Origin of the sequence: Castellaniella sp., assembly GCF_049671645.1 — a bacterium.
In the GTDB taxonomy this organism is placed as follows: domain Bacteria; phylum Pseudomonadota; class Gammaproteobacteria; order Burkholderiales; family Burkholderiaceae_B; genus Castellaniella.
The window spans coordinates 273,868-292,648 of sequence record NZ_JBATVG010000014.1 but is presented as its reverse complement, the minus strand read 5'-3'; the positions used below and the strand labels follow the sequence as shown (position 1 = coordinate 292,648).

The window sequence follows — 18,781 nt, the reverse complement described above, 5'->3', positions numbered from 1 at the left end:
GCAGGCGTCGGACCTGGGCGCGGGTGTCGAGCGGGCGATCCGGTCAGACCGGGTCGAAATGCGTCATGACGTCCAGCACGGGCAGATCGGCCATCACCCGTTCCCGGGCCGCGACCGCGATCGCATGGCCTTCGACGATGGTCAGCCGGCCGTCCATTTCGATGTCCACTTCCACCCAGACCATGTCGCCCATCTTGCGGGTGCGCAGGTCGTGGATGCCGCGCACGCCCGGCGTGGACAGGATGCGCTCGCGGATGGCCTGTTCGGTCTCGTCGTCGACGGCGCGGTCCACCAGGTCGTTGAAAGCCTGCCAGGAAAACTTCCAGCCCATGCGGATGATCATCAGGCCCACGATCAGGGCGGCCAGCGGGTCGGCCAGCGGCAGGCCGGCCAGGTTGGCGCCGATCCCCAGGGCGACCACCAGGGATGAGGCGGCATCCGATCGCGCATGCCAGGCATTGGCCACCAGCAGGGTGGACCGCACCCGGTGCGCCACGCGCAGCAGGTAGCGGAACAGCAGTTCCTTGGACAAGAGGGCCATCAGGGCCACGTAGAAGGCGACCTGGTGGACCACCGGGATCAGATCCGGGGCCTGCAGGCGTTCGAAACTGCGCCACAGCATGCCCAGGCCGACAAGGGCCAGCAGCAGGCCGATGCCCAGCGTGGCGGCGGTTTCGAAGCGCAGATGCCCATAGGGGTGATCGGCATCGGGGCCTTTGGCGCTGTGCTTGTTGGCAAACAGCACGATTCCGTCGGAGACCAGATCGGATAGGGAATGGATGGCGTCGGCCACCAGGGCCTGGGAATGCGCGAACAGGCCGATCACCAATTGGGCGCCGGTCAACAACAGGTTGACCCAGACGCTGACCCAGGTGCTGCGGCGGGCCGCTGCCTGGCGTTCGGGCGTCTCGGTGCGGGCATTGGACAGGGGGGACATGTCCGTCAGTATACGGGGGGCCGAGCCCGGTGCGTGCAGTACACTGGATTCCCTGCCGGTTGATCAGGATTGCCCCCCGCATGCGGTTTCATGTTCCTTCCGTGGTGGCGCGCGGCATGCGCCTGATGCGCCAGTTCCCCTGGCATTGGCTGATCGCCGCGCTGGTCGCCATCGATGGCTACCTGTTCCTGCAGCCGCTGTGGCAGGTGATCGGCAGCCAGGGTCTGTTGCAGGCCTTGCAGGTGCGCGACAGCGCCAGCGTGACGGCATTTCTGGATTCGGGCGGCATCGCCCAGATGTCACGCCTGATGCTCGGGCTGGGCGTGCAGGTGATGGCTGTGGGCCTGTTGTACCGGGCGCGCATCGCCTGGGCCATGAGCCTGCTGCTGCTGGCCGTGGTGGGCACCTATTCCCTGTGGCGCGGCCAGGGGCACCTGGGCTTGCTGGTCTATACCGTCGTGCTGGTGGTGGTGCTGATCGGCTACTGGCGCCATTTCGACCGGGCCAGCCTGACGGCGGGCAGCCTGTTCGCCGTGCTCAGTGTCGCCAGCCTGCTGGTGTATGCCGTGTTCGGCGTCCTGTACCTGGGGGACGAGTTTTCCCCGCCGGTGCATGATCCGGTCACCGCCCTGTATTTTTCCATCGTCTCCATGTCCACGGTGGGTTATGGGGACATCAGTCCGCATACCGATGCGGCGCGCTTGTTTACGATTTCCATCATCATTCTGGGGATCACGGTCTTCGCCACTTCCATCAGCGCCGTGGTCGGACCTTTGATCGGGGGCAACATCCGGCGCTTGATGCACGGAAGGGTTTCACACAACATGCGTAAAAACCACATCATCCTGGCCGGGGTCAGCCCTTTGGCTCAAAGCTTGCACGGCGCCTTGCGCCAGCGCGGCCACGACGTGACGGTGATCGTGCCGTCCATGGACGGCCACCCGTATCCCGAGGATGCGGATCTCCTGGAGGGCGATGCCTCGGAGACCGCGGTCCTGCTGCAGGCGGGCGCGACCCATGCCCGCTACATCCTGGCGCTGCGCCAGGACGATTCGGAAAACGCCTTCATCGTCATGGCGGGCCGCGAAGCGGGGGGAGCCGACACCAAGCTGGTGGCTCTGGTGAATTCGCCCATGCACCTGAGCAAGATCCGCCGCGTCAATCCCGACATCGTGATTTCCCTGCAGGCGCTGGGCAGCGAGATCCTGGCGCGCACGCTCAGCGGCGAAGCCATTGACGAAGCCCTGATCACCCGCCTGCTGTTCGGGGAAAAGACGCCGGATCCGGGCTGATCTCCGCCTGTGCGGCGGCGGTCATGGATTCAAATCCTGTTTCCGCGATCACACGCGATCCCCGCCCGCGCGGTGCGGCGGGCCGGGGCGCCTGATCCGGGCGGATCAGTGAATGCGCATGCCGGGCTGGGCGCCTTCCCAGGGTTCCAGCACGTAGATGCCGGGGTGCGCCTTTTCGTCGGCGTGGCTGGCGGCCAGCACCATGCCTTCGGATACGCCGAAGCGCATTTTGCGCGGCGCCAGATTGGCCACCAGCACGGTCAGTTTGCCGACCAGGTCGTCGGGCTTGTACATGGATTTGATGCCGGAAAAGACTTGGCGCAGGCGGCCTTCGCCCGCGTCCAGCGACAGGCGCAGCAGTTTGTCCGATCCGTCGACTTCGGCGCATTCGACGATACGGGCGATGCGCAGGTCGATGCGGGCGAAATCCTTGATGTCGATGGCGTCTGCGATCGGTTCGCCGCCCGGCGCGGCGGCGGGTTCCTGCGGCGGCTCGAACAGGGCGTCCAGCAGCGCCGGGTCGACGCGCTGCATCAGGTGCTTGAAGGCGGCGATGCGCGTGGGCAGGCCGTCGGCGTCGGCCCAGACATAGGCCTGTTCACGGCCGAACAGTTCGCGGGCCACGCGCTCCGTTAGCGCCGGCAGGACCGGCGACAGCATGACCGACAGCGCCTGGAATCCGGCCAGGGCGCGCGAACAGATGTCCTGCAGCGCCGCCTGTTGCGCGGGTTCCGCCTGGGCAAAGCCCTTGGCCAGCACCCAGGGCTGAGCGGCGTCGAAGGCCTGGTTGATCTTGTCGGCCTGCGCCATGATGCGGCGGATGGCGCGGCCGTATTCGCGGGCCTCGAAGTCGGCCTGGACCTCGGCGGCGCAGGCGCGCAGTTCGGCCCGCAGGGCGTCCGTGTCGCCGGCGTAGGCCAGGGCGCCGTCGAAATGGCGGGTGATGAAGGTCGCCGCCCGGCTGGCGATGTTGACGTACTTGCCGATCAGATCGCTGTTGACCCGCGCGATGAAATCGTCCGGATTGAAATCCAGGTCTTCCACGTGCGCGTTCAGCTTCGCCGCGATGTAGTATCGCAGCCATTCGGCGTCCATGCCGATGTCCAGGTAGCGCAGCGGGGAAATGCCCGTGCCCCGGCTTTTGGACATCTTTTCGCCGCTGACGGTGATGAAGCCGTGCACGTGCAGCATGTCGGGGACTTTGCGACCGGAAAACTTCAGCGTGGCGGGCCAGAACAGGGCGTGGAAATAGACGATGTCCTTGCCGATGAAGTGCACCTGTTCGGTGTCGCCGTCCGGCGTCAGCAGCGCGTCGTAATCCAGCCCCTGTTTTCGGCAGTAGGCCTTCAGGGACGCCAGGTAGCCCACCGGCGCGTCCAGCCAGACGTAGAAATACTTGCCGGGCGCGTCCGGGATGGGGATGCCGAAATACGGCTCATCGCGTGAAATGTCCCAGTCGGCCAGGTTGGCCTCGGCGCCTTCGGATGTGCCCAGCCATTCGCGGGTCTTGGCCAGGACCTCGGACTGCAGCCGCGGCGTCCCGTCGGCGCGCCGGCCATTGGTCCATTCCTGCAGAAAGGCGACGCAGCGCGGATCGGACAGGCGGAAGAAAAAGTGCTCGGAACTGCGCAGCACCGGCCGCGCCTTGGTCAGAGTCGAATACGGTTCGATCAGTTCGGTCGGGCTGTAGACGGCGCCGCAGACTTCGCAGGAATCGCCGTACTGGTCCTTGGCGTGGCAGCGCGGGCATTCACCCTTGATGTAGCGGTCCGGCAGGAACATGCCCTTGACCGGGTCGTAGAACTGTTCGATTTCCCGGCTGTCGATGAAGCCAGCCGCTTTCAATGCGCGGTAGATGTCCTGGGACAGTTCGACGTTCTCGGGCGTGTCGGTGCTGTGCCAGTGGTCGAAGCGGATGTGAAAGCCGTTCAGGTATTTCGGCCGTTCATCGGCGTAGCGGGCGACCAGCGCCTGGGGGGTGATGCCTTCGGCCTGGGCCTTGAGCATGATGGGGGCGCCGTGCGCGTCGTCCGCGCCCACGAAATGCACCGTATGGCCCGCCATGCGCATGGCCCGCACCCAGGTGTCGGCCTGGATGTATTCCATGATGTGGCCGATGTGAAAGGATCCGTTGGCGTAGGGCAGGGCGGTGGTGACGAAGATCGTGCGCGACATGGCGGGCGGGCATCAGAGACAGAAAGATGTTGATTCTAGCAGTCCGTGCCACTGCCGACGGCCGCCCGGGCGAGGCGGCCTTGTCGCCATTGTCCAATCATCCCCAGGCGGGATCCGGGGAACGCCCCGGGCCGGGTCAGCGTATTTCGCGCATTTCGATGTCTGTGACGTCCTGGCGGCGGGCCGGGTCGCCGGCGCGCGTCCATGCGCCCGGGCGCGGCGGCATCGGCGGGCGGCGGCGCTCGGCCCAATAGGCCTTGACTCCGAAGGGGCGGCCCTGCAGTCGGGCCACGATGTACAGGATGCCGATGGCCAGGATCGTCGAGGCCATGAAGACGAAGGCCATGATCAGGCCGAAGAAGGCCAGGACCAGGAACAGGGCGGCGCGCAGGATTTGTTGAATGAGCTTCATAAGAATAGGACCTGTAGGGCCGGAAAAGGTTGCATGTCGTGACGCGATGCTGCCTGAGTGGATGCGGGCAAGGGCGTGATCACATGCATATTGGGGTCAATCCGTGGATTTCCAGGGGAATCCGCTATGCTTGTGGTTTCGATCGTTTTCATCCGGATTTTCCATGAGCACCACCCCCCAGGACATCCGTTCGGCCTTGTCGCGGGTCATCAATCCCGATACCCGCAAATCCCTGGCCGTGACGGAATCCGAACTGCAGATTGCCGCGTCGGGCGACGCCTTTGATATCACTGTAACCCTGGGCTATCCCGTATTCAATGGCGAGCAGGCCCTGCGCCAGGCCATCCAGGCCGCGCTGGCCGCTGCCGGGGCGCCGCTGGGCGCCCTGGATTTCCGTTCGCGGATCGCCACGCATGCCGTGCAGCGCGGCCTGCGGCCGCTGGATTCCGTACGCAACATCATCGCCGTGGCTTCCGGCAAGGGCGGCGTGGGCAAAAGCACCACCGCCGTGAATCTGGCGCTGGCGCTGCAGGCCCAAGGCGCCCGGGTCGGCCTGCTGGATGCCGATATCTACGGCCCCAGCGTGCCCATCATGCTGGGCTTGTCGGGCAAGCCCAAAAGCCCGGACGGCAAGAGCATGGAACCCATGATGGGCCACGGCCTGCAGTCCAACTCCATCGGTTTCCTGATGGACGACGACGGCCCGGCCATCTGGCGCGGCCCGATGGTGACCCAGGCGCTGACACAGTTGCTATCGCTTACGAATTGGAACGATCTTGACTATCTGATTGTGGACATGCCGCCGGGAACCGGCGATATTGCTCTTACCATGGCGCAAAAGGTCCCGTTGACGGGGGCGGTCATCGTCACCACCCCGCAGGATCTGGCCCTGGCAGACGCCCGCAAGGGCCTGATCATGTTTCAAAAGGTGGACGTTCCGGTGCTGGGGATCGTGGAAAACATGTCCGTGCACGTATGCTCGAACTGCGGGCATGTCGAACCCATTTTCGGGCAGGATGGCGGTCGCCAGTTGGCCGCCGCCTATCATCTGCCGTGGCTGGGGGCCTTGCCGCTGCAGCTCGACATCCGCCAGGAAACCGACTCCGGCCGGCCCAGCGTGGTGGCTTCGCCTCAGGGGCAGGCAGCAGCGCTCTATCACCAGATCGCTCATCAGTTGGCGGTCCACGTGGCAGGTCAGCCGCTGGATGATGCCGGGGCGCGTCCCCGGGTCGTTGCCCGCAAGACCTGATGCCTCAGGCAGGGACGGCGATCCAGACAGCGGGCTGGTCGGCTGCCCGGAATCGGCGCGGGCGAATGGCCCGGCGTCTGGCTGTCTGTAGCGCCGCCTGTCTTCTGTTGGTTTTGCTGCACGGCCCGCCCGCCCGGGCGGCGCAGCCCGAAGTCATCATCGACCCCGGGTCCTCGCCTCCCAAAGTCCTGCAGGCCATCACCGAGGCCGTTGGCGCCATCACGCGTCTGGCCGAAGACCAGGACGTTCGCGAGGTCTCGCGCCTGCGCCGCCGCGCCTGGGACGCGGCCCAGGCCGCCTTGCAGACCCAGGGATACTTTGCCGCCAAGGTCGCGCTGGACGTGTCCGACGGCGCCCCGAACGGAGGCGAGTTCTGGGACATCACCATCGATCCGGGCGTCCGCACCCGCGTGCGGCAGTTGGGCTTGTCGTTTCAGGGGGCGCTGGCGGGGTCGGGCTATGCCGGCCGCCGGGACGCCCTGAAGGCCGATTGGCTGCTCAAGCCCGGCATGCCCTTCATCAACGACGATTGGCATGCCGCCAAATCCGGGCTGCTGGAGGCCGTGACGCAGCGGGATTTCTATTTCGCCCGCCTGGACCCGACGCGGGCCGTGGTCGATCCCCAGGCCGCCAAGGCCGACCTGGACGTGACCGTCGACAGCGGTCCGCCGGTGCGCCTGGGGCCGCTGCAGGTGATCGGCCTGAAGCGGGTCCCGGAATCCCTGATCCGCCGCTACGTGCGCTATGACCCGGGCGAGCCCTACGACCAGGCCAAACTGGAGGATTGGCAGCAGGCCCTGCAGTCCACGTCATTTTTCCGGGGGGCCTTCGTCACCCTGGTCGATGGCAGCCGGGCGGCGTCTTCGGCGGACGCCGCCGGACATGGCGACACCGGTGCGCGCGCGACCGAGGCTGCGGGTCCTCCCACGGGGAACGATCCCGTGACCCTGCCGGTGCGCGTCCAGGTCACGGAAGCCCCCGCCCGTTACGCCAGCACGTCCCTGGGGGCCGACAGCGATCATGGCGTGCGGGTCGAAGGCCTGTATCGGCAGAACGTCGTCTATGGCCTGCCGGTCTGGATCGAAACCGGGGCGGGAGTGGACATGAAACGCCAACGGGCGTTCTTCGACGTGCATCTGCCGCCCACGCCGGATGGCTACAAGGACAGCTTCGGGTTGCTCTACGACCATTCGGACATCGAAGGCCTGGAAACCAGCCGCACCGGCATGGGCTGGAAACGCACCCAGCAGCGCAAGGCCGCGGGCGACAGCCGGGTGGAATACGAAACCACCTGGAATGCCTTGGTCGCTTACGACAAGACGCGGATTTCCGGAGCCTATCGCTACGAGGTCCCCAGCTGGGCGGCGACCTGGCAGTGGCTGCGGCGCGACGTGAACGCCAAATATGATCCCCGCGAAGGCAACCTGATCGAATTCGGCCTGGGGGTGGGCACCACGCTGGACGATGGCCAGCCGTTTTACCGCAGCAGCCTGCGCGCCCAGCAATGGTGGTCGCTCAGCGACCGCGACGTGCTGACCGTTCGGGGTGAAGTCGGCAAGGTCTGGGCGCATACCGACCGGCTGCCGCAGGATTTTTCCTGGCGTACCGGGGGGTCGCGCAGCATCCGCGGCTATCGCTACCAGAGTATCGGCCTGGAACGCGGCGATGCCGTCATCGGGGCGCCCGTCCTGGGCGTCGTCAGCATCGAGTACACCCACTATTTCACCGATATCCTGGGCGCCAACGTCTTCGTCGATGCGGGCGATGCGGCGCCCGCCTTCGACCAGTTCGACTGGCATGTCGGCTATGGCGCAGGCCTGGCGGTGCGCACGCCGGCCGGGCCGTTCAACGTCGACCTGGCCTGGGCGCAGAAGGACCGCCGCCTGCGCCTGCAGTTTTCACTGGGGATCGCGTTTTGAACCGGCTGACCCGCCTGCGCGAACGGCTGCGGCGCGGCCTCCGGATCTTCTGGCTGTGGATTCTGCCGCCGCTGGTGATGACGCTGATCCTGGGCGTCGGCTTCGCCTGGTGGTGCGTCTCCAGCCCGAGCGGCACCCGTTGGCTGCTGCGCACGGTCGTGGCCCAGTTCGACGGCCAGGTTCAGGGGGTGCGCGGATCCATCCGCCATGGCCTGTACGTCGAAGGCCTCGCCCTGTCCCTGCCGGATGTCGATATCCGCGTGCTGGGGCTGCATCTGAAGGCGTTATGGCCCGAGCTGCTGGATCGCCGCCTGCATATCAACGACCTGTCGGCTGTAAGGGTGGACGTGACCGTGCGGCCCTCGGCCAGTCCGGCGGAGGCGCCGTCCGAGCCCTTCCGGATGCCGGCATTGCCGCTGGGCCTGCGGGTCGATCGCCTGTCGCTGGGGGGGCTGGGCCTGCATCTGGGGGATACCGAGCTGCCGGTGGAACTGCTGTCGGTCTCCACCGCGTTGACCCTGGATGCCGATACGGCGACCGTGGCGCTGGATCAGTTGCAACTGGCGCATGGCGACACCCTGCTGTCGGTCAACGGCAATCTGGCCGTGCGCGGCCTGGCCGCCCCCTGGCCTTTCGAATTGAATCTGCAAGGCTCGGCGCAGGACCGCAGCCCGCAGTCGCCGGTCTGCTTCAAACACCTGCTGCAAGGGCCGGTCCCGACGCAAGGCACCCGCGGGGCATCGGCGGAAGCGCCCGACGGCCCGCCGTGCCGGGTGGACCTGGATGTGCGCGTGGCCGGGACGCTCGACGCCTTTCATCTGCAGGCGCGGGGGCAAGGCGAAGGCGCCACCCTGCAGGCCGATGCCGAGGTCTTCCCCACACAGGCCTTCCCGTTGGGCCAGACCCGGGTGGCGCTGACGTTGCCGGGGCAGGCCGGTTTGGAGGCAAGCGTGCAGCCTGGGCAGCCCGGGGCGGATGGCCTGCGCCCCGTGCAGGCCGCGTTGAGCGCGCGGGGTCTGATCCTGACGCCTTGGCTGCCCCGTGAACTGGGCGCGACCCGGTTGGACCTGAGCGGCGCTTTGCAGCTGCAATTGACGCCTGGGCAGCAGGTGCAGAATCTGGGGCTGACGTTGCAGATCGACCCCGCCAGCCGCTGGAACGGCCAGGCGCTGGGCGGCCACGCACGCGTCGCCCGCCTGGCTCGGGCCCAGGGGCCCTTGCTGGATGTCGCGGGGGCCTCGCCGCTGGATCTGCCGGGCATCCGAGCGGAAGGCGTGGACGTGGCGCTGGATCTGGGGCCGGACCGCGTGCGTCTGGCCGGCGATGTGTCCGCCAGCCAGACGCGACTGTCGGCGCAGGCCCTGTTGCCGGCCCTGGCTGCCGTGTGGCCGGGCATCCCTGGCGGCGCCGAATTGAAGCTGAACACGGACGGCTCTCTGGACCGGCATCGCCTGACCGTGGAAGGCCATTACACGCCGCCCAATTCCCAGGCCGGCATCCCGGGACGGTCGCCGCTGGATGCGCGGCTGGCGCTGGAAGGCGGCTGGTCGCCGGAAAACGGGTGGCAGGGTCGCCTGTCAACGCTGCAGGTGCGGCATGCGGGCGTCGAGGCGCGCAGCCAGGGTCCGGTGGATCTGGCCCTGGGTCCCGCCGGTCAATGGCGGGTGGGCCGCGCGGGGCTGGAACTGCTGCTGGACGGCCAACCGCTCTTGCAGGTCCAGCATCAGGCGTCCTCGGGCGAGCCCGGACAGTGGGAGACCCGGGGCCGGATCGATCCCCTGGTCATCACACCCGAGCGCATCACCCAGGTGCAGGCCTGGTTGGGCAAGGCCGATTCCCGGCTGGGCGGCGTGCGGACCGCCTTGTCCGAACAGGCGCGGCGCAGCCGCCTGCAATTGGCCCTGGACTGGCATCTGAAATTCGCGGGCGCGCTGCAGGGCGACATCCACCTGGCGCGCACCGATGGCGATCTGATCGTGCCGGGCGACGTCCCCATCCAGCTGGGGCTGGAAACGGCGAAACTGGATGTGGCCATCCGTCCGACGTCCCCCGCGGCCAGCCGCGCCGCGCTGGACCTGCAGATCGATACCCGCGACATGGGCCGGATGCGCTTGCGGGCCGACACGCCGCTGCATGCCACGCCGGGCGGGCGGCTGGGCATCCGGCCCCAGGACGAAAAGCACATCCGCCTGCAGGCTGAATCCGAAGACCTGGCCTGGGTGAACCTGCTGCTGGGCGGGGCGATGGAGGTCGGCGGCACCATTCATGCCGACATCACCGGCCGCAGCCTGGCGCAGGGCGGCTGGGTCCTGAGCGGTCCCCTGCAGGGCCAGGACATGCGGCTGCTGATCGCGGATCAGGGGGTGCGGCTGCTGGACGGTACCTTGCAAGCGCATTTTGACGGCATGCGGCTGGTGCTGGATCACCTGCGGTTTCCGGCGGTGCGCCGGGTCGCCCCCAAAGAATGGCGCACGGCGACCTGGGTGGCCGAGAACCCGGACGCGCAGAACGGGCAACTGGACGTATCCGGGCAATGGGATCTGAGCGGGGATGCCGGACAGGTGCGGATCGCCTTTTCCCGCTACCCCATTTTGCAGCGTTCCGACCGCTATGCCATGATCACGGGCGACGTGCGGATCGACGCCAGCCTGCCGCGCATCGACTTGAGCGGCAAGATCGTGGCGGACGCCGGCTGGTTCGATCTGGACATGCTGAACAATATCCCGGCGCTGGACAGCGACGTGGTGGTGCTCAAGCCCGGCGAGAAAGCGCCGGCCCCGGAACAGGGCGCGCCGCTGGATATGCGGGCCGATCTGACCATCGACCTGGGGCCGCGCTTCTATCTGACCGGATACGGCCTGGATTCCGGCCTGGTGGGCAGCCTGAACCTGCATTTGAATCAGGGCAAGCTGACGGCGCTGGGCGCGCTGCGCACCCGGGGCGGGGCCATCGACGCCTATGGCCAGCACCTGCAGCTGCGCCGGGGCACCGTGACGTTCCAGGGCGACATCGGCAATCCCGTGCTGGACATCCAGGCCCTGCGCACCGACGTTGCCGTGCAGGCCGGCGTGCAGGTGGCCGGGACCGCGCGGCGGCCGCGCATCGATCTGGTGTCGGTTCCCGACGTCAGCGAAACCGAGAAACTGACCTGGCTGCTGCTGGGGCACGGACCCGACGATGCCGGCGGCGACATGTCGCTGCTGTTCTCGGTGGGCAGCTCCTTCCTGTCGGGCGGCGAGCCTTTTTACAAACGCTTCGGCCTGGATGAGCTGAGCATGCGCTCGGGGGAACTGGGCAGCACCGGCAGCATCCTGCCAGTGGAAAGCGTCGTCAGCGGCCTGGACAGCGGGGCCAGCCCCATCGAACAGCGTTTCGTCATGGCCAGCAAGACGCTCAGCAAGGATCTGACCGTCAGCCTGGAGCAGGCCCTGGCGCAGACCGGCACGGTCGCGCGCCTGAGCTACCGCCTGATGCGGGGCCTGCGGGCCGAGATGACGGCCGGCACGGTCAGCGGCCTGGCGCTGGTCTACCGATGGTTTTCGATGGATTGAATCCGCTCCGGCGGGCCAGGGGTCGACGGGCCGGGGTTTTCTCTTAAAATACGGCAATATTGAATTGAGGGTGTCCATGAGCATCAAGAACGACCGCTGGATCCGCGGCGCGGCGCAGGCCGGGATGATCGATCCTTTCGAACCCGGGCAGGTGCGCGCGATCAACGGCCAGAAGATCGTCAGCTATGGCACCAGCAGCTATGGCTACGACGTGCGCTGCGCCCGTGAATTCAAGATCTTCACGAACATCAATTCGTCGATTGTGGACCCCAAGGCCTTCGATGAACGTTCTTTCGTGGATTTCGAGGGCGATGTCTGCATCATCCCTCCCAATTCGTTCGCGCTGGCCCGCACGGTGGAATATTTCCGCATTCCGCGCACGGTGCTGACGGTCTGCCTGGGCAAAAGCACCTATGCCCGTTGCGGCATCATCGTCAACGTCACGCCGCTGGAACCCGAATGGGAAGGCCACGTGACGCTGGAATTTTCCAATACCACGCCGCTGCCGGCCAAGATCTACGCCGGCGAGGGCTGCGCCCAGATGCTGTTCTTCGAAAGCGACGAGGTCTGCGAGACCTCGTATGCCGACCGGGGCGGCAAGTATCAGGGGCAACACGGGGTGACGCTGCCGCGCACCTGATTTCCAAACGCTGAAAGCCCCGGTCCTGGGCAGGACGGGGGCATATCGGGCCGCGCAGGCGGTCCTTACGGTGATCGCCATGAAATTCCGCTTTCCCATCGTCATCATCGACGAAGACTATCGCTCCGAGAACGCATCGGGCTTCGGCATCCGCGCGTTGGCCTCGGCCATCGAGGCCGAGGGGGTCGAAGTCCTCGGCGTCACCAGTTACGGCGACCTCAGTTCCTTCGCGCAGCAGCAAAGCCGCGCCAGCGCCTTCATCCTGTCCATCGACGACGAGGAATTCGACGAGGATTCCCCCGAGGACGTGGCTAATGCGATCAAGAACCTGCGCACCTTCATCGGCGAACTGCGTTTTCGCAACGAAGACATCCCCATCTACCTGTATGGCGAAACGCGCACCTCGCAGCACATCCCCAACGACATCCTGCGCGAACTGCATGGGTTCATCCACATGTTCGAGGACACGCCCGAATTCGTGGCGCGTCACATCATCCGCGAGGCCCGGGCCTACCTGGACAGCCTTGCGCCGCCGTTTTTCCGCGAACTGCTGGATTACGCGTCCGATGGGTCGTATTCCTGGCATTGCCCGGGGCATTCGGGGGGCGTGGCCTTCCTGAAAAGCCCCGTCGGGCAGATGTTCCACCAGTTCTTCGGCGAAAACATGCTGCGCGCCGACGTCTGCAATGCCGTGGATGAACTGGGCCAGCTGCTGGACCACACCGGGCCGGTGGCCGAATCCGAACGCAACGCCGCCCGCATCTTCCATGCGGACCACTGCTTCTTCGTCACCAACGGCACGTCCACGTCCAACAAGATCGTCTGGCACGCCAACGTGGCGGCGGGCGACGTCGTGGTGGTGGATCGCAATTGCCACAAATCGATCCTGCACGCCATCACCATGACGGGCGCCATCCCCGTGTTCCTGCGCCCCACGCGCAATCACCTGGGCATCATCGGGCCGATTCCCCTGGAAGAGTTCGACCCCGAGAACATCCGCAAGAAGATCGAGGCCAATCCTTTCGCCCGCGAAGCCGTCAACAAGCGCCCGCGCATCCTGTCGCTGACGCAAAGCACCTACGACGGCGTCATCTACAACGTGGAGATGATCAAGGAAAAACTAGGGTCGGAAATCGACACCCTGCATTTCGACGAGGCCTGGCTGCCACACGCGGCGTTCCATGAGTTCTACGAAGACATGCACGCCATCGGGCCCAATCGGCCGCGCAGCCACGACACCATGGTCTATGCGACCCATTCCACGCACAAACTGCTGGCGGGGCTGTCGCAGGCGTCGCAGATCGTGGTGCAGGATTCCGAAACCCGGAAGCTGGATCGCAACATCTTCAACGAAGCCTTCCTGATGCACACGTCCACCTCGCCGCAGTACGCCATCATCGCGTCCTGCGACGTGGCGGCGGCCATGATGGAACCGCCCGGCGGCACCGCTCTGGTCGAGGAATCCATCCGCGAGGCCCTGGATTTCCGCCGCGCCATGCGCAAGGTCGAATCCGAATTCGGCAAGAACGACTGGTGGTTCAAGGTCTGGGGCCCCAACCGGCTGGTGGCCGAAGGCATCGGCAACCGCGAGGACTGGCTGCTGGGTTCGGGCGACGAGTGGCATGGCTTTGGCGATCTGGCCGATGGCTTCAATATGCTGGACCCGATCAAGGCCACGGTGGTCACGCCGGGGCTGGACATTTCCGGCACGTTTGCCGACACCGGCATTCCGGCGGCCCTGGTGTCGCGGTATCTGGTCGAGCATGGCGTGGTGGTCGAAAAGACCGGCCTGTACTCGTTTTTCATCCTGTTCACCATCGGCATCACGAAAGGCCGCTGGAACACCCTGCTGACGGCCTTGCAGCAGTTCAAGGACGACTACGACCGCAATCAGCCCTTGTGGCGCGTGCTGCCCGAATTCAACCGGGCGCACAAGCGCTACGAGCGCATGGGCCTGCGTGACCTGTGCCAGGAAATCCACGAGGCCTATCGCCACTACGACTTCGCCCGCCTGACCACGCGCGTGTATCTCAGCGACATGGTGCCCGCCATGCGCCCGGCCGACGCCTACGCCCGGATGGCGCACCGCGAGGTCGAGCGCGTGCCGGTGGAACAGCTCGAAGGCCGCGTCACCGGCGTGTTGCTGACCCCGTATCCGCCGGGCATCCCCCTGCTGATTCCGGGCGAACGCTTCAACCGCGATATCGTCGATTACCTGAAATTCACCCAGGAATTCAATCAGCAGTTCCCGGGCTTCGAGACCGACGTGCACGGCCTGGCCTACGAAACCGATGACCACGGTCAGCGCCACTATTACGTGGATTGCATCCACGAGACGCCCTGATGTCCCGCCGTCTTGATCCGTGTGCGTGAATTTCGCGCCATGACGGGCGGGGTGGCCGCGTGACCCGCGCCCGCTTCGATGTCGCGGTCGTCGGGGCAGGGGCGGCCGGCATGATGGCGGCCGCCGTCGCCGGCCAGCGCGGCCTGCGCGTGGTGCTGATCGATCACGCCGAACGCCTGGCGGAAAAGATCCGCATTTCCGGCGGCGGGCGCTGCAACTTCACCAACCTGGGCGCCGGCCCCGCCCAGTTCCTGTCGCGCAATCCGGATTTCTGCCGCTCGGCGCTGCGGGCTTACGGGCCGCAGGATTTCCTGGATCTCCTGCGCGCGCATGGCGTGTCCTGGCATGAAAAGCATCGCGGGCAGCTGTTTTGCGATGATTCCAGCGAATCCGTCATCCGGGTACTGCGCCAGGAATGCGATAGCGGCGGCGTGACCTGGCGCATGCCCTGCCGTGTGCAGTCCGTGCTGCGCGAGACCGATGATTTCGTGCTGTCCACCGATGCCGGCCCGATCCGGGCCGCGCAACTGGTGCTGGCGACCGGCGGCATGGCCATTCCGCAACTGGGGGCCACGGACTTCAGCCTGCGGATCGCCCGCCAGTTCGGCCTGAAGATCGTCGAGCCGCGCCCGGCGCTGGTGCCCCTGACCTTCGATGCCGCGCATTGGCGGCCCTATGCGGCGCTTTCCGGTGTCGCCCTGGAAGTGCGTCTATCCCACGAGCCAAGCGCTCCGGGAGAGGGAGGCGCCGCGCCAGGACTATCGGACGGCCCGCACACCTCGGCGTCCGGGGGTGGCCGCGCGGCAGGTCGATCGGCCCGCGCGGGCCGCAAGCACCGGCGTGGGGGCGACCGCGCCGAGTTCCTCGAGGACCTGCTGTTCACGCATCGAGGCCTGTCCGGCCCCGGCATCTTGCAGATTTCCAGCTATTGGCAGCCGGGCGAGCCGATCCGCATCGACCTGGCGCCGGGGCAGGCCATGGGCGACGCCCTGGTGGCCGCCAAGCAAGGCAGCCGCCAGACGCTGCTGACGGCCTTGTCCGGCATCTGGCCCCGCCGCCTGGCGGAAGCCTGGCTGGCGGGGGGCGGCGCTACGGATGCCTCGGCGGCGGAAACCGCCGGCCACGCCCTGGAGCATGGCGCGCCAGCCGCCCTGGGCGGCCAGCGCCTGGCCGACGTGCCGGATCGCCGCCTGCGCGCCCTGGGCGAAGGGATCCACGGCTGGACCCTGTGGCCCACCGGCACGGCAGGCTACAAGAAGGCCGAGGTCATGCGCGGCGGGGTGGATACCGATGAATTGGACCAGCGCAGCCTGCAGGCGCATCGCTGTCCCGGCTTGCACGTCATCGGCGAAGCCGTGGACGTCACCGGCTGGCTGGGCGGCTACAACTTCCAGTGGGCCTGGGCATCCGGAGTAGCCTGCGGACGGGCGCTGGAGGCGGCCTGACCGCAGCGGCCGGCGGCCCGGTAACGGCAGACAGAGGTTGTACGGGTCTGAGGCCCGCGCGGCGCAGGCCGTCGCGTGGGGATAGAATCATTCCGATCACCACCCGAGGATAACCATGACGACGAGCCCCGATGCGCTGCCCTTCTTTCCGAAGGGGACGAAACCCCTGGACGGCATCCGGGTGCTGGAAATGGGTCAACTGATCGCCGGTCCCTTCGCGACCAAGATCCTGGGCGAATTCGGGGCGGAAATCATCAAGATCGAGCCGCCGGGACAGGGCGACCCCTTGCGCAACTGGCGGCTGCTGCATCAGGGCACGTCCGTCTGGTGGCAGGTGCAATCGCGCAACAAGCAGTCCGTCACGCTGGATCTGCGTCAGCCGGAAATCCAGGATCTGGTGCGCCGCCTGGTGGCGGAATGCGATGTGGTGGTGGAAAACTTCAAGCCCGGCACCCTGGAATCCTGGGGCCTGGGCTGGGACGACCTGCGCGCGCTGAATCCCCGCCTGATCATGCTGCGGGTATCGGGCTATGGCCAGACCGGCCCATACCGGGACCGCCCCGGTTTCGGCGTGGTGGCCGAGGCCATGGGCGGCTTGCGGCACTTAAGCGGCGAGCCCGGCCGCGCGCCGGTGCGCGTGGGCGTGTCCATCGGCGATTCCCTGTCGGCCCTGCATGGCGTCATCGGCGTTTTGCTGGCCTTGCGGGCGAGGGACCGGCACGGCGCCGGCCAGATGATCGACGTCGCCCTGTACGAATCCGTGTTCAACATGATGGAAAGCCTGCTGCCCGAATACGCGGTCTTCGACGAGATCCGGCAGCCCGCCGGCAGCAGCCTGCCGGGCATCGCGCCCAGCAACGCCTATGCCTGCCGGGACGGCTACGTGTTGATCGCCGGCAACGGCGACAGCATTTTTCGCCGCCTGATGCAGGCCATCGGCCGCGGCGACCTGGGCGACGACCCGGATCTGGCCCACAACCCCGGCCGGGTGGCGCAGGTCGCGCGCATCGATGGCGCCATCGGCGATTGGGCCGCTGCCCGCAGCCAGGACGAGGTCCTGGAGATCCTGAACGCCGCCCGCATTCCCGCCGGGCGCATCTATGACATCGCCGACATCGCCGGCGACCCGCATTACCGCGCCCGCGACATGATCCTGGACCAGCCTCTGCCCGACGGCACCCCCTGTCAGGTGCCGGGCATCGTGCCGAAACTCTCGGCGACCCCGGGCGGCATCGATGCGCCGGCGCCGGCCCTGGGCCAGCATACCGACGCCATCCTGGACCGCCTGGGCGTGGATGCGGACACGCGGGGCCGCTGGCGCGAGCAGGGCTACATCTGAGCCCCCTTCGAAGGCGGGACGACGGTTCGGAGCAGGATCGGCAGGGGCGCTTGCAGACCCGGCATCGCGCCGATTGTTGAACCAGGGCATTTCAGGGTATATTTTGCCCTTGCTGTCACCCGATGCGGGTGGGAGAGCGCCGCCGGTATTCCAGGCGGCCGCCGAAGGCGCAATTCGCCCAGAATCGCTCAGGCACCCCGTACCATCCGCATGATGCCGCACGTGCATCGCAGCATTCTGGAGAGATCCGCCCCCGTTCAGCGGGCGCGGGCGCCGAAGGTGAACCCCCGCGCTGTGGGGCAACTCTCAGGCAAAAGGACAGAAGGGCGCTGCCGGCACGCGTGCCGCCCTATTGTTTTGGAGCCCTCCCATGTCTGCGCAGACTCCCCTCTTTGATACCCATGTCGCCCTGGGCGCGAAAATCGTTGATTTCGGCGGCTGGGACATGCCCCTGGCCTATGGATCCCAACTGGAAGAGCACCATGCCGTGCGCCAGTCCGTGGGCATGTTCGATGTTTCGCATATGCTCAACGTCGACGTCGCGGGCGCATCGGCCCCCGACTTCCTGCGCCACCTGCTGGCCAACGACGTCGCCAAGATCGCCGGCGTGCCCGGCAAGGCCCTGTATTCCTGCATGCTGCGCCCCGATGGCGGCGTCATCGATGACCTGATCGTCTATTTCTTCGCTTCCGACCGCTGGCGCATCGTCGTCAACGCCGGCACGGCCGACAAGGACGTCGCCTGGATGCGCCAGCAGGCAGAACCCTTCGGCGTCACGATCACGCCCCGGCGCGATCTGGCCATGGTGGCCGTGCAGGGCCCCAAAGCCCGCGACACCGTCTGGGCCATCCACCCCGAATGGCAGGCGGCCACCCAGGAACTCAAGCCTTTCAACGGCACCCTGGTGGACGAAAACACCCTGGTCGCCCGCACCGGCTACACCGGCGAAGACGGATTTGAAATCGTGCTGCCCGCCACGGCCGTGAAGGCCTTCTGGGATGCGCTGGCGGCCGCCGGCGTCCATCCCTGCGGCCTGGGCGCGCGCGACACGCTGCGCCTGGAAGCCGGCATGAACCTGTATGGCCAGGACATGGACGAAACCGTCCACCCCCTGGAATCAGGCCTGTCCTGGACTGTGTCCTTCAAGGACGAATCGCGCGACTTCATCGGCCGCGCCGCCCTGGAAGCTGCGTCGAAGGCCCGCGAGCTGGTCGGCCTGAAGCTGCTGGAACGCGGCATCATGCGCGGCCACATGAAAGTGCGCACGCCGCAGGGCGAAGGCGAACTGACCAGCGGCACCATGGCGCCGACGCTGGGCTTTTCCATCGGCCTGGCCCGCGTGCCCGTGGGGTCCGCGCCGGGCGATCGCGCCGAGGTCGAGATCCGCGGCAAATGGCTGCCGGCCGAAATCGTGCGCCCGCCTTTCGTGCGCAACGGCAAAGCGCTGGTCTGAACGCATCCGGCGGGGTAGCCTGATG

Annotated in this window: 12 protein-coding genes and 2 riboswitches; of the genes, 9 read left to right on the top strand and 3 right to left on the bottom strand. The window is 66.9% G+C overall.

The features are described from left to right. Positions 1-43: 43 nt before the first annotated feature. Positions 44-937, bottom strand: coding sequence for a cation diffusion facilitator family transporter (locus tag WBG56_RS05970; RefSeq protein WP_424266225.1), 894 nt, complete (start codon positions 935-937; stop codon positions 44-46). 80 nt (positions 938-1,017) lie between these two features. Here WBG56_RS05970 and kch point away from each other — a divergent pair, with 80 nt between their 5' ends. After that, entirely contained in the window at positions 1,018-2,229 is a 1,212-nt protein-coding gene (kch, locus tag WBG56_RS05965) for a voltage-gated potassium channel protein (protein WP_424266223.1), read from the top strand. 105 nt (positions 2,230-2,334) lie between these two features. On the opposite strand, the gene metG is transcribed toward kch, so the two are convergent. Together metG and WBG56_RS05955 are read right to left on the bottom strand one after the other, a co-directional pair. Continuing rightward, positions 2,335-4,404: a methionine--tRNA ligase gene (gene metG / locus WBG56_RS05960; protein WP_424266221.1), complete on the bottom strand. Its 2,070-nt coding sequence runs from the start codon at positions 4,402-4,404 to the stop codon at positions 2,335-2,337. 136 nt (positions 4,405-4,540) lie between these two features. After that, a complete protein-coding gene (locus WBG56_RS05955) occupies positions 4,541-4,816 on the bottom strand; it encodes a hypothetical protein (RefSeq protein ID WP_424266219.1) in 276 nt (91 codons plus the stop codon). Positions 4,817-4,979: 163 nt separating this feature from the next. Between WBG56_RS05955 and apbC the strand changes: the two genes are divergently transcribed. From apbC to gcvT, 8 genes are all read left to right on the top strand, one after another. Beyond that, positions 4,980-6,065 carry an iron-sulfur cluster carrier protein ApbC gene (gene apbC / locus WBG56_RS05950; RefSeq protein ID WP_424266217.1) on the top strand — a complete coding sequence of 362 codons (1,086 nt, stop codon included), beginning with the start codon at positions 4,980-4,982 and terminating at the stop codon, positions 6,063-6,065. A gap of 65 nt (positions 6,066-6,130) precedes the next feature. After that, positions 6,131-7,984, top strand: coding sequence for an autotransporter assembly complex protein TamA (locus tag WBG56_RS05945; protein ID WP_424266215.1), 1,854 nt, complete (start codon positions 6,131-6,133; stop codon positions 7,982-7,984). After that, positions 7,981-11,535, top strand: a complete 3,555-nt coding sequence (locus WBG56_RS05940; RefSeq protein ID WP_424266213.1) for a translocation/assembly module TamB domain-containing protein — start codon at positions 7,981-7,983, stop codon at positions 11,533-11,535. The genes WBG56_RS05945 and WBG56_RS05940 overlap by 4 nt, the downstream gene beginning before the upstream one ends. Positions 11,536-11,611: 76 nt before the next feature. Then, positions 11,612-12,175, top strand: coding sequence for a dCTP deaminase (dcd, locus tag WBG56_RS05935; protein ID WP_424266211.1), 564 nt, complete (start codon positions 11,612-11,614; stop codon positions 12,173-12,175). Positions 12,176-12,254: 79 nt separating this feature from the next. Continuing rightward, the gene (locus WBG56_RS05930) at positions 12,255-14,519 is read left to right on the top strand and encodes an Orn/Lys/Arg decarboxylase N-terminal domain-containing protein (RefSeq protein ID WP_424266209.1); all 2,265 of its coding nucleotides are present in this window, start codon (positions 12,255-12,257) and stop codon (positions 14,517-14,519) included. A gap of 59 nt (positions 14,520-14,578) precedes the next feature. Continuing rightward, entirely contained in the window at positions 14,579-15,964 is a 1,386-nt protein-coding gene (locus tag WBG56_RS05925) for an aminoacetone oxidase family FAD-binding enzyme (protein WP_424266207.1), read from the top strand. Between the two features lie 115 nt (positions 15,965-16,079). After that, the gene (locus WBG56_RS05920; RefSeq protein WP_424266205.1) at positions 16,080-17,303 is read left to right on the top strand and encodes a CaiB/BaiF CoA transferase family protein; all 1,224 of its coding nucleotides are present in this window, start codon (positions 16,080-16,082) and stop codon (positions 17,301-17,303) included. A 119-nt stretch (positions 17,304-17,422) separates the two neighbouring features. Next, a riboswitch (glycine riboswitch) is annotated at positions 17,423-17,518 on the top strand. A gap of 12 nt (positions 17,519-17,530) precedes the next feature. Further along, positions 17,531-17,635, top strand: a riboswitch (glycine riboswitch). Between the two features lie 38 nt (positions 17,636-17,673). Next, the gene (gcvT, locus tag WBG56_RS05915) at positions 17,674-18,756 is read left to right on the top strand and encodes a glycine cleavage system aminomethyltransferase GcvT (protein WP_424266203.1); all 1,083 of its coding nucleotides are present in this window, start codon (positions 17,674-17,676) and stop codon (positions 18,754-18,756) included. Positions 18,757-18,781 lie beyond the last annotated feature (25 nt).

Coding starts and splice junctions, on each gene's coding strand:
- WBG56_RS05970 (WP_424266225.1), bottom strand. CDS start 937: ATGTCCCCCCTGTCCAATGCCCGCACCGAGACGCCCGAACGCCAGGCA.
- kch (WP_424266223.1), top strand. CDS start 1,018: ATGCGGTTTCATGTTCCTTCCGTGGTGGCGCGCGGCATGCGCCTGATG.
- metG (WP_424266221.1), bottom strand. CDS start 4,404: ATGTCGCGCACGATCTTCGTCACCACCGCCCTGCCCTACGCCAACGGA.
- WBG56_RS05955 (WP_424266219.1), bottom strand. CDS start 4,816: ATGAAGCTCATTCAACAAATCCTGCGCGCCGCCCTGTTCCTGGTCCTG.
- apbC (WP_424266217.1), top strand. CDS start 4,980: ATGAGCACCACCCCCCAGGACATCCGTTCGGCCTTGTCGCGGGTCATC.
- WBG56_RS05945 (WP_424266215.1), top strand. CDS start 6,131: ATGGCCCGGCGTCTGGCTGTCTGTAGCGCCGCCTGTCTTCTGTTGGTT.
- dcd (WP_424266211.1), top strand. CDS start 11,612: ATGAGCATCAAGAACGACCGCTGGATCCGCGGCGCGGCGCAGGCCGGG.
- WBG56_RS05930 (WP_424266209.1), top strand. CDS start 12,255: ATGAAATTCCGCTTTCCCATCGTCATCATCGACGAAGACTATCGCTCC.
- WBG56_RS05920 (WP_424266205.1), top strand. CDS start 16,080: ATGACGACGAGCCCCGATGCGCTGCCCTTCTTTCCGAAGGGGACGAAA.
- gcvT (WP_424266203.1), top strand. CDS start 17,674: ATGTCTGCGCAGACTCCCCTCTTTGATACCCATGTCGCCCTGGGCGCG.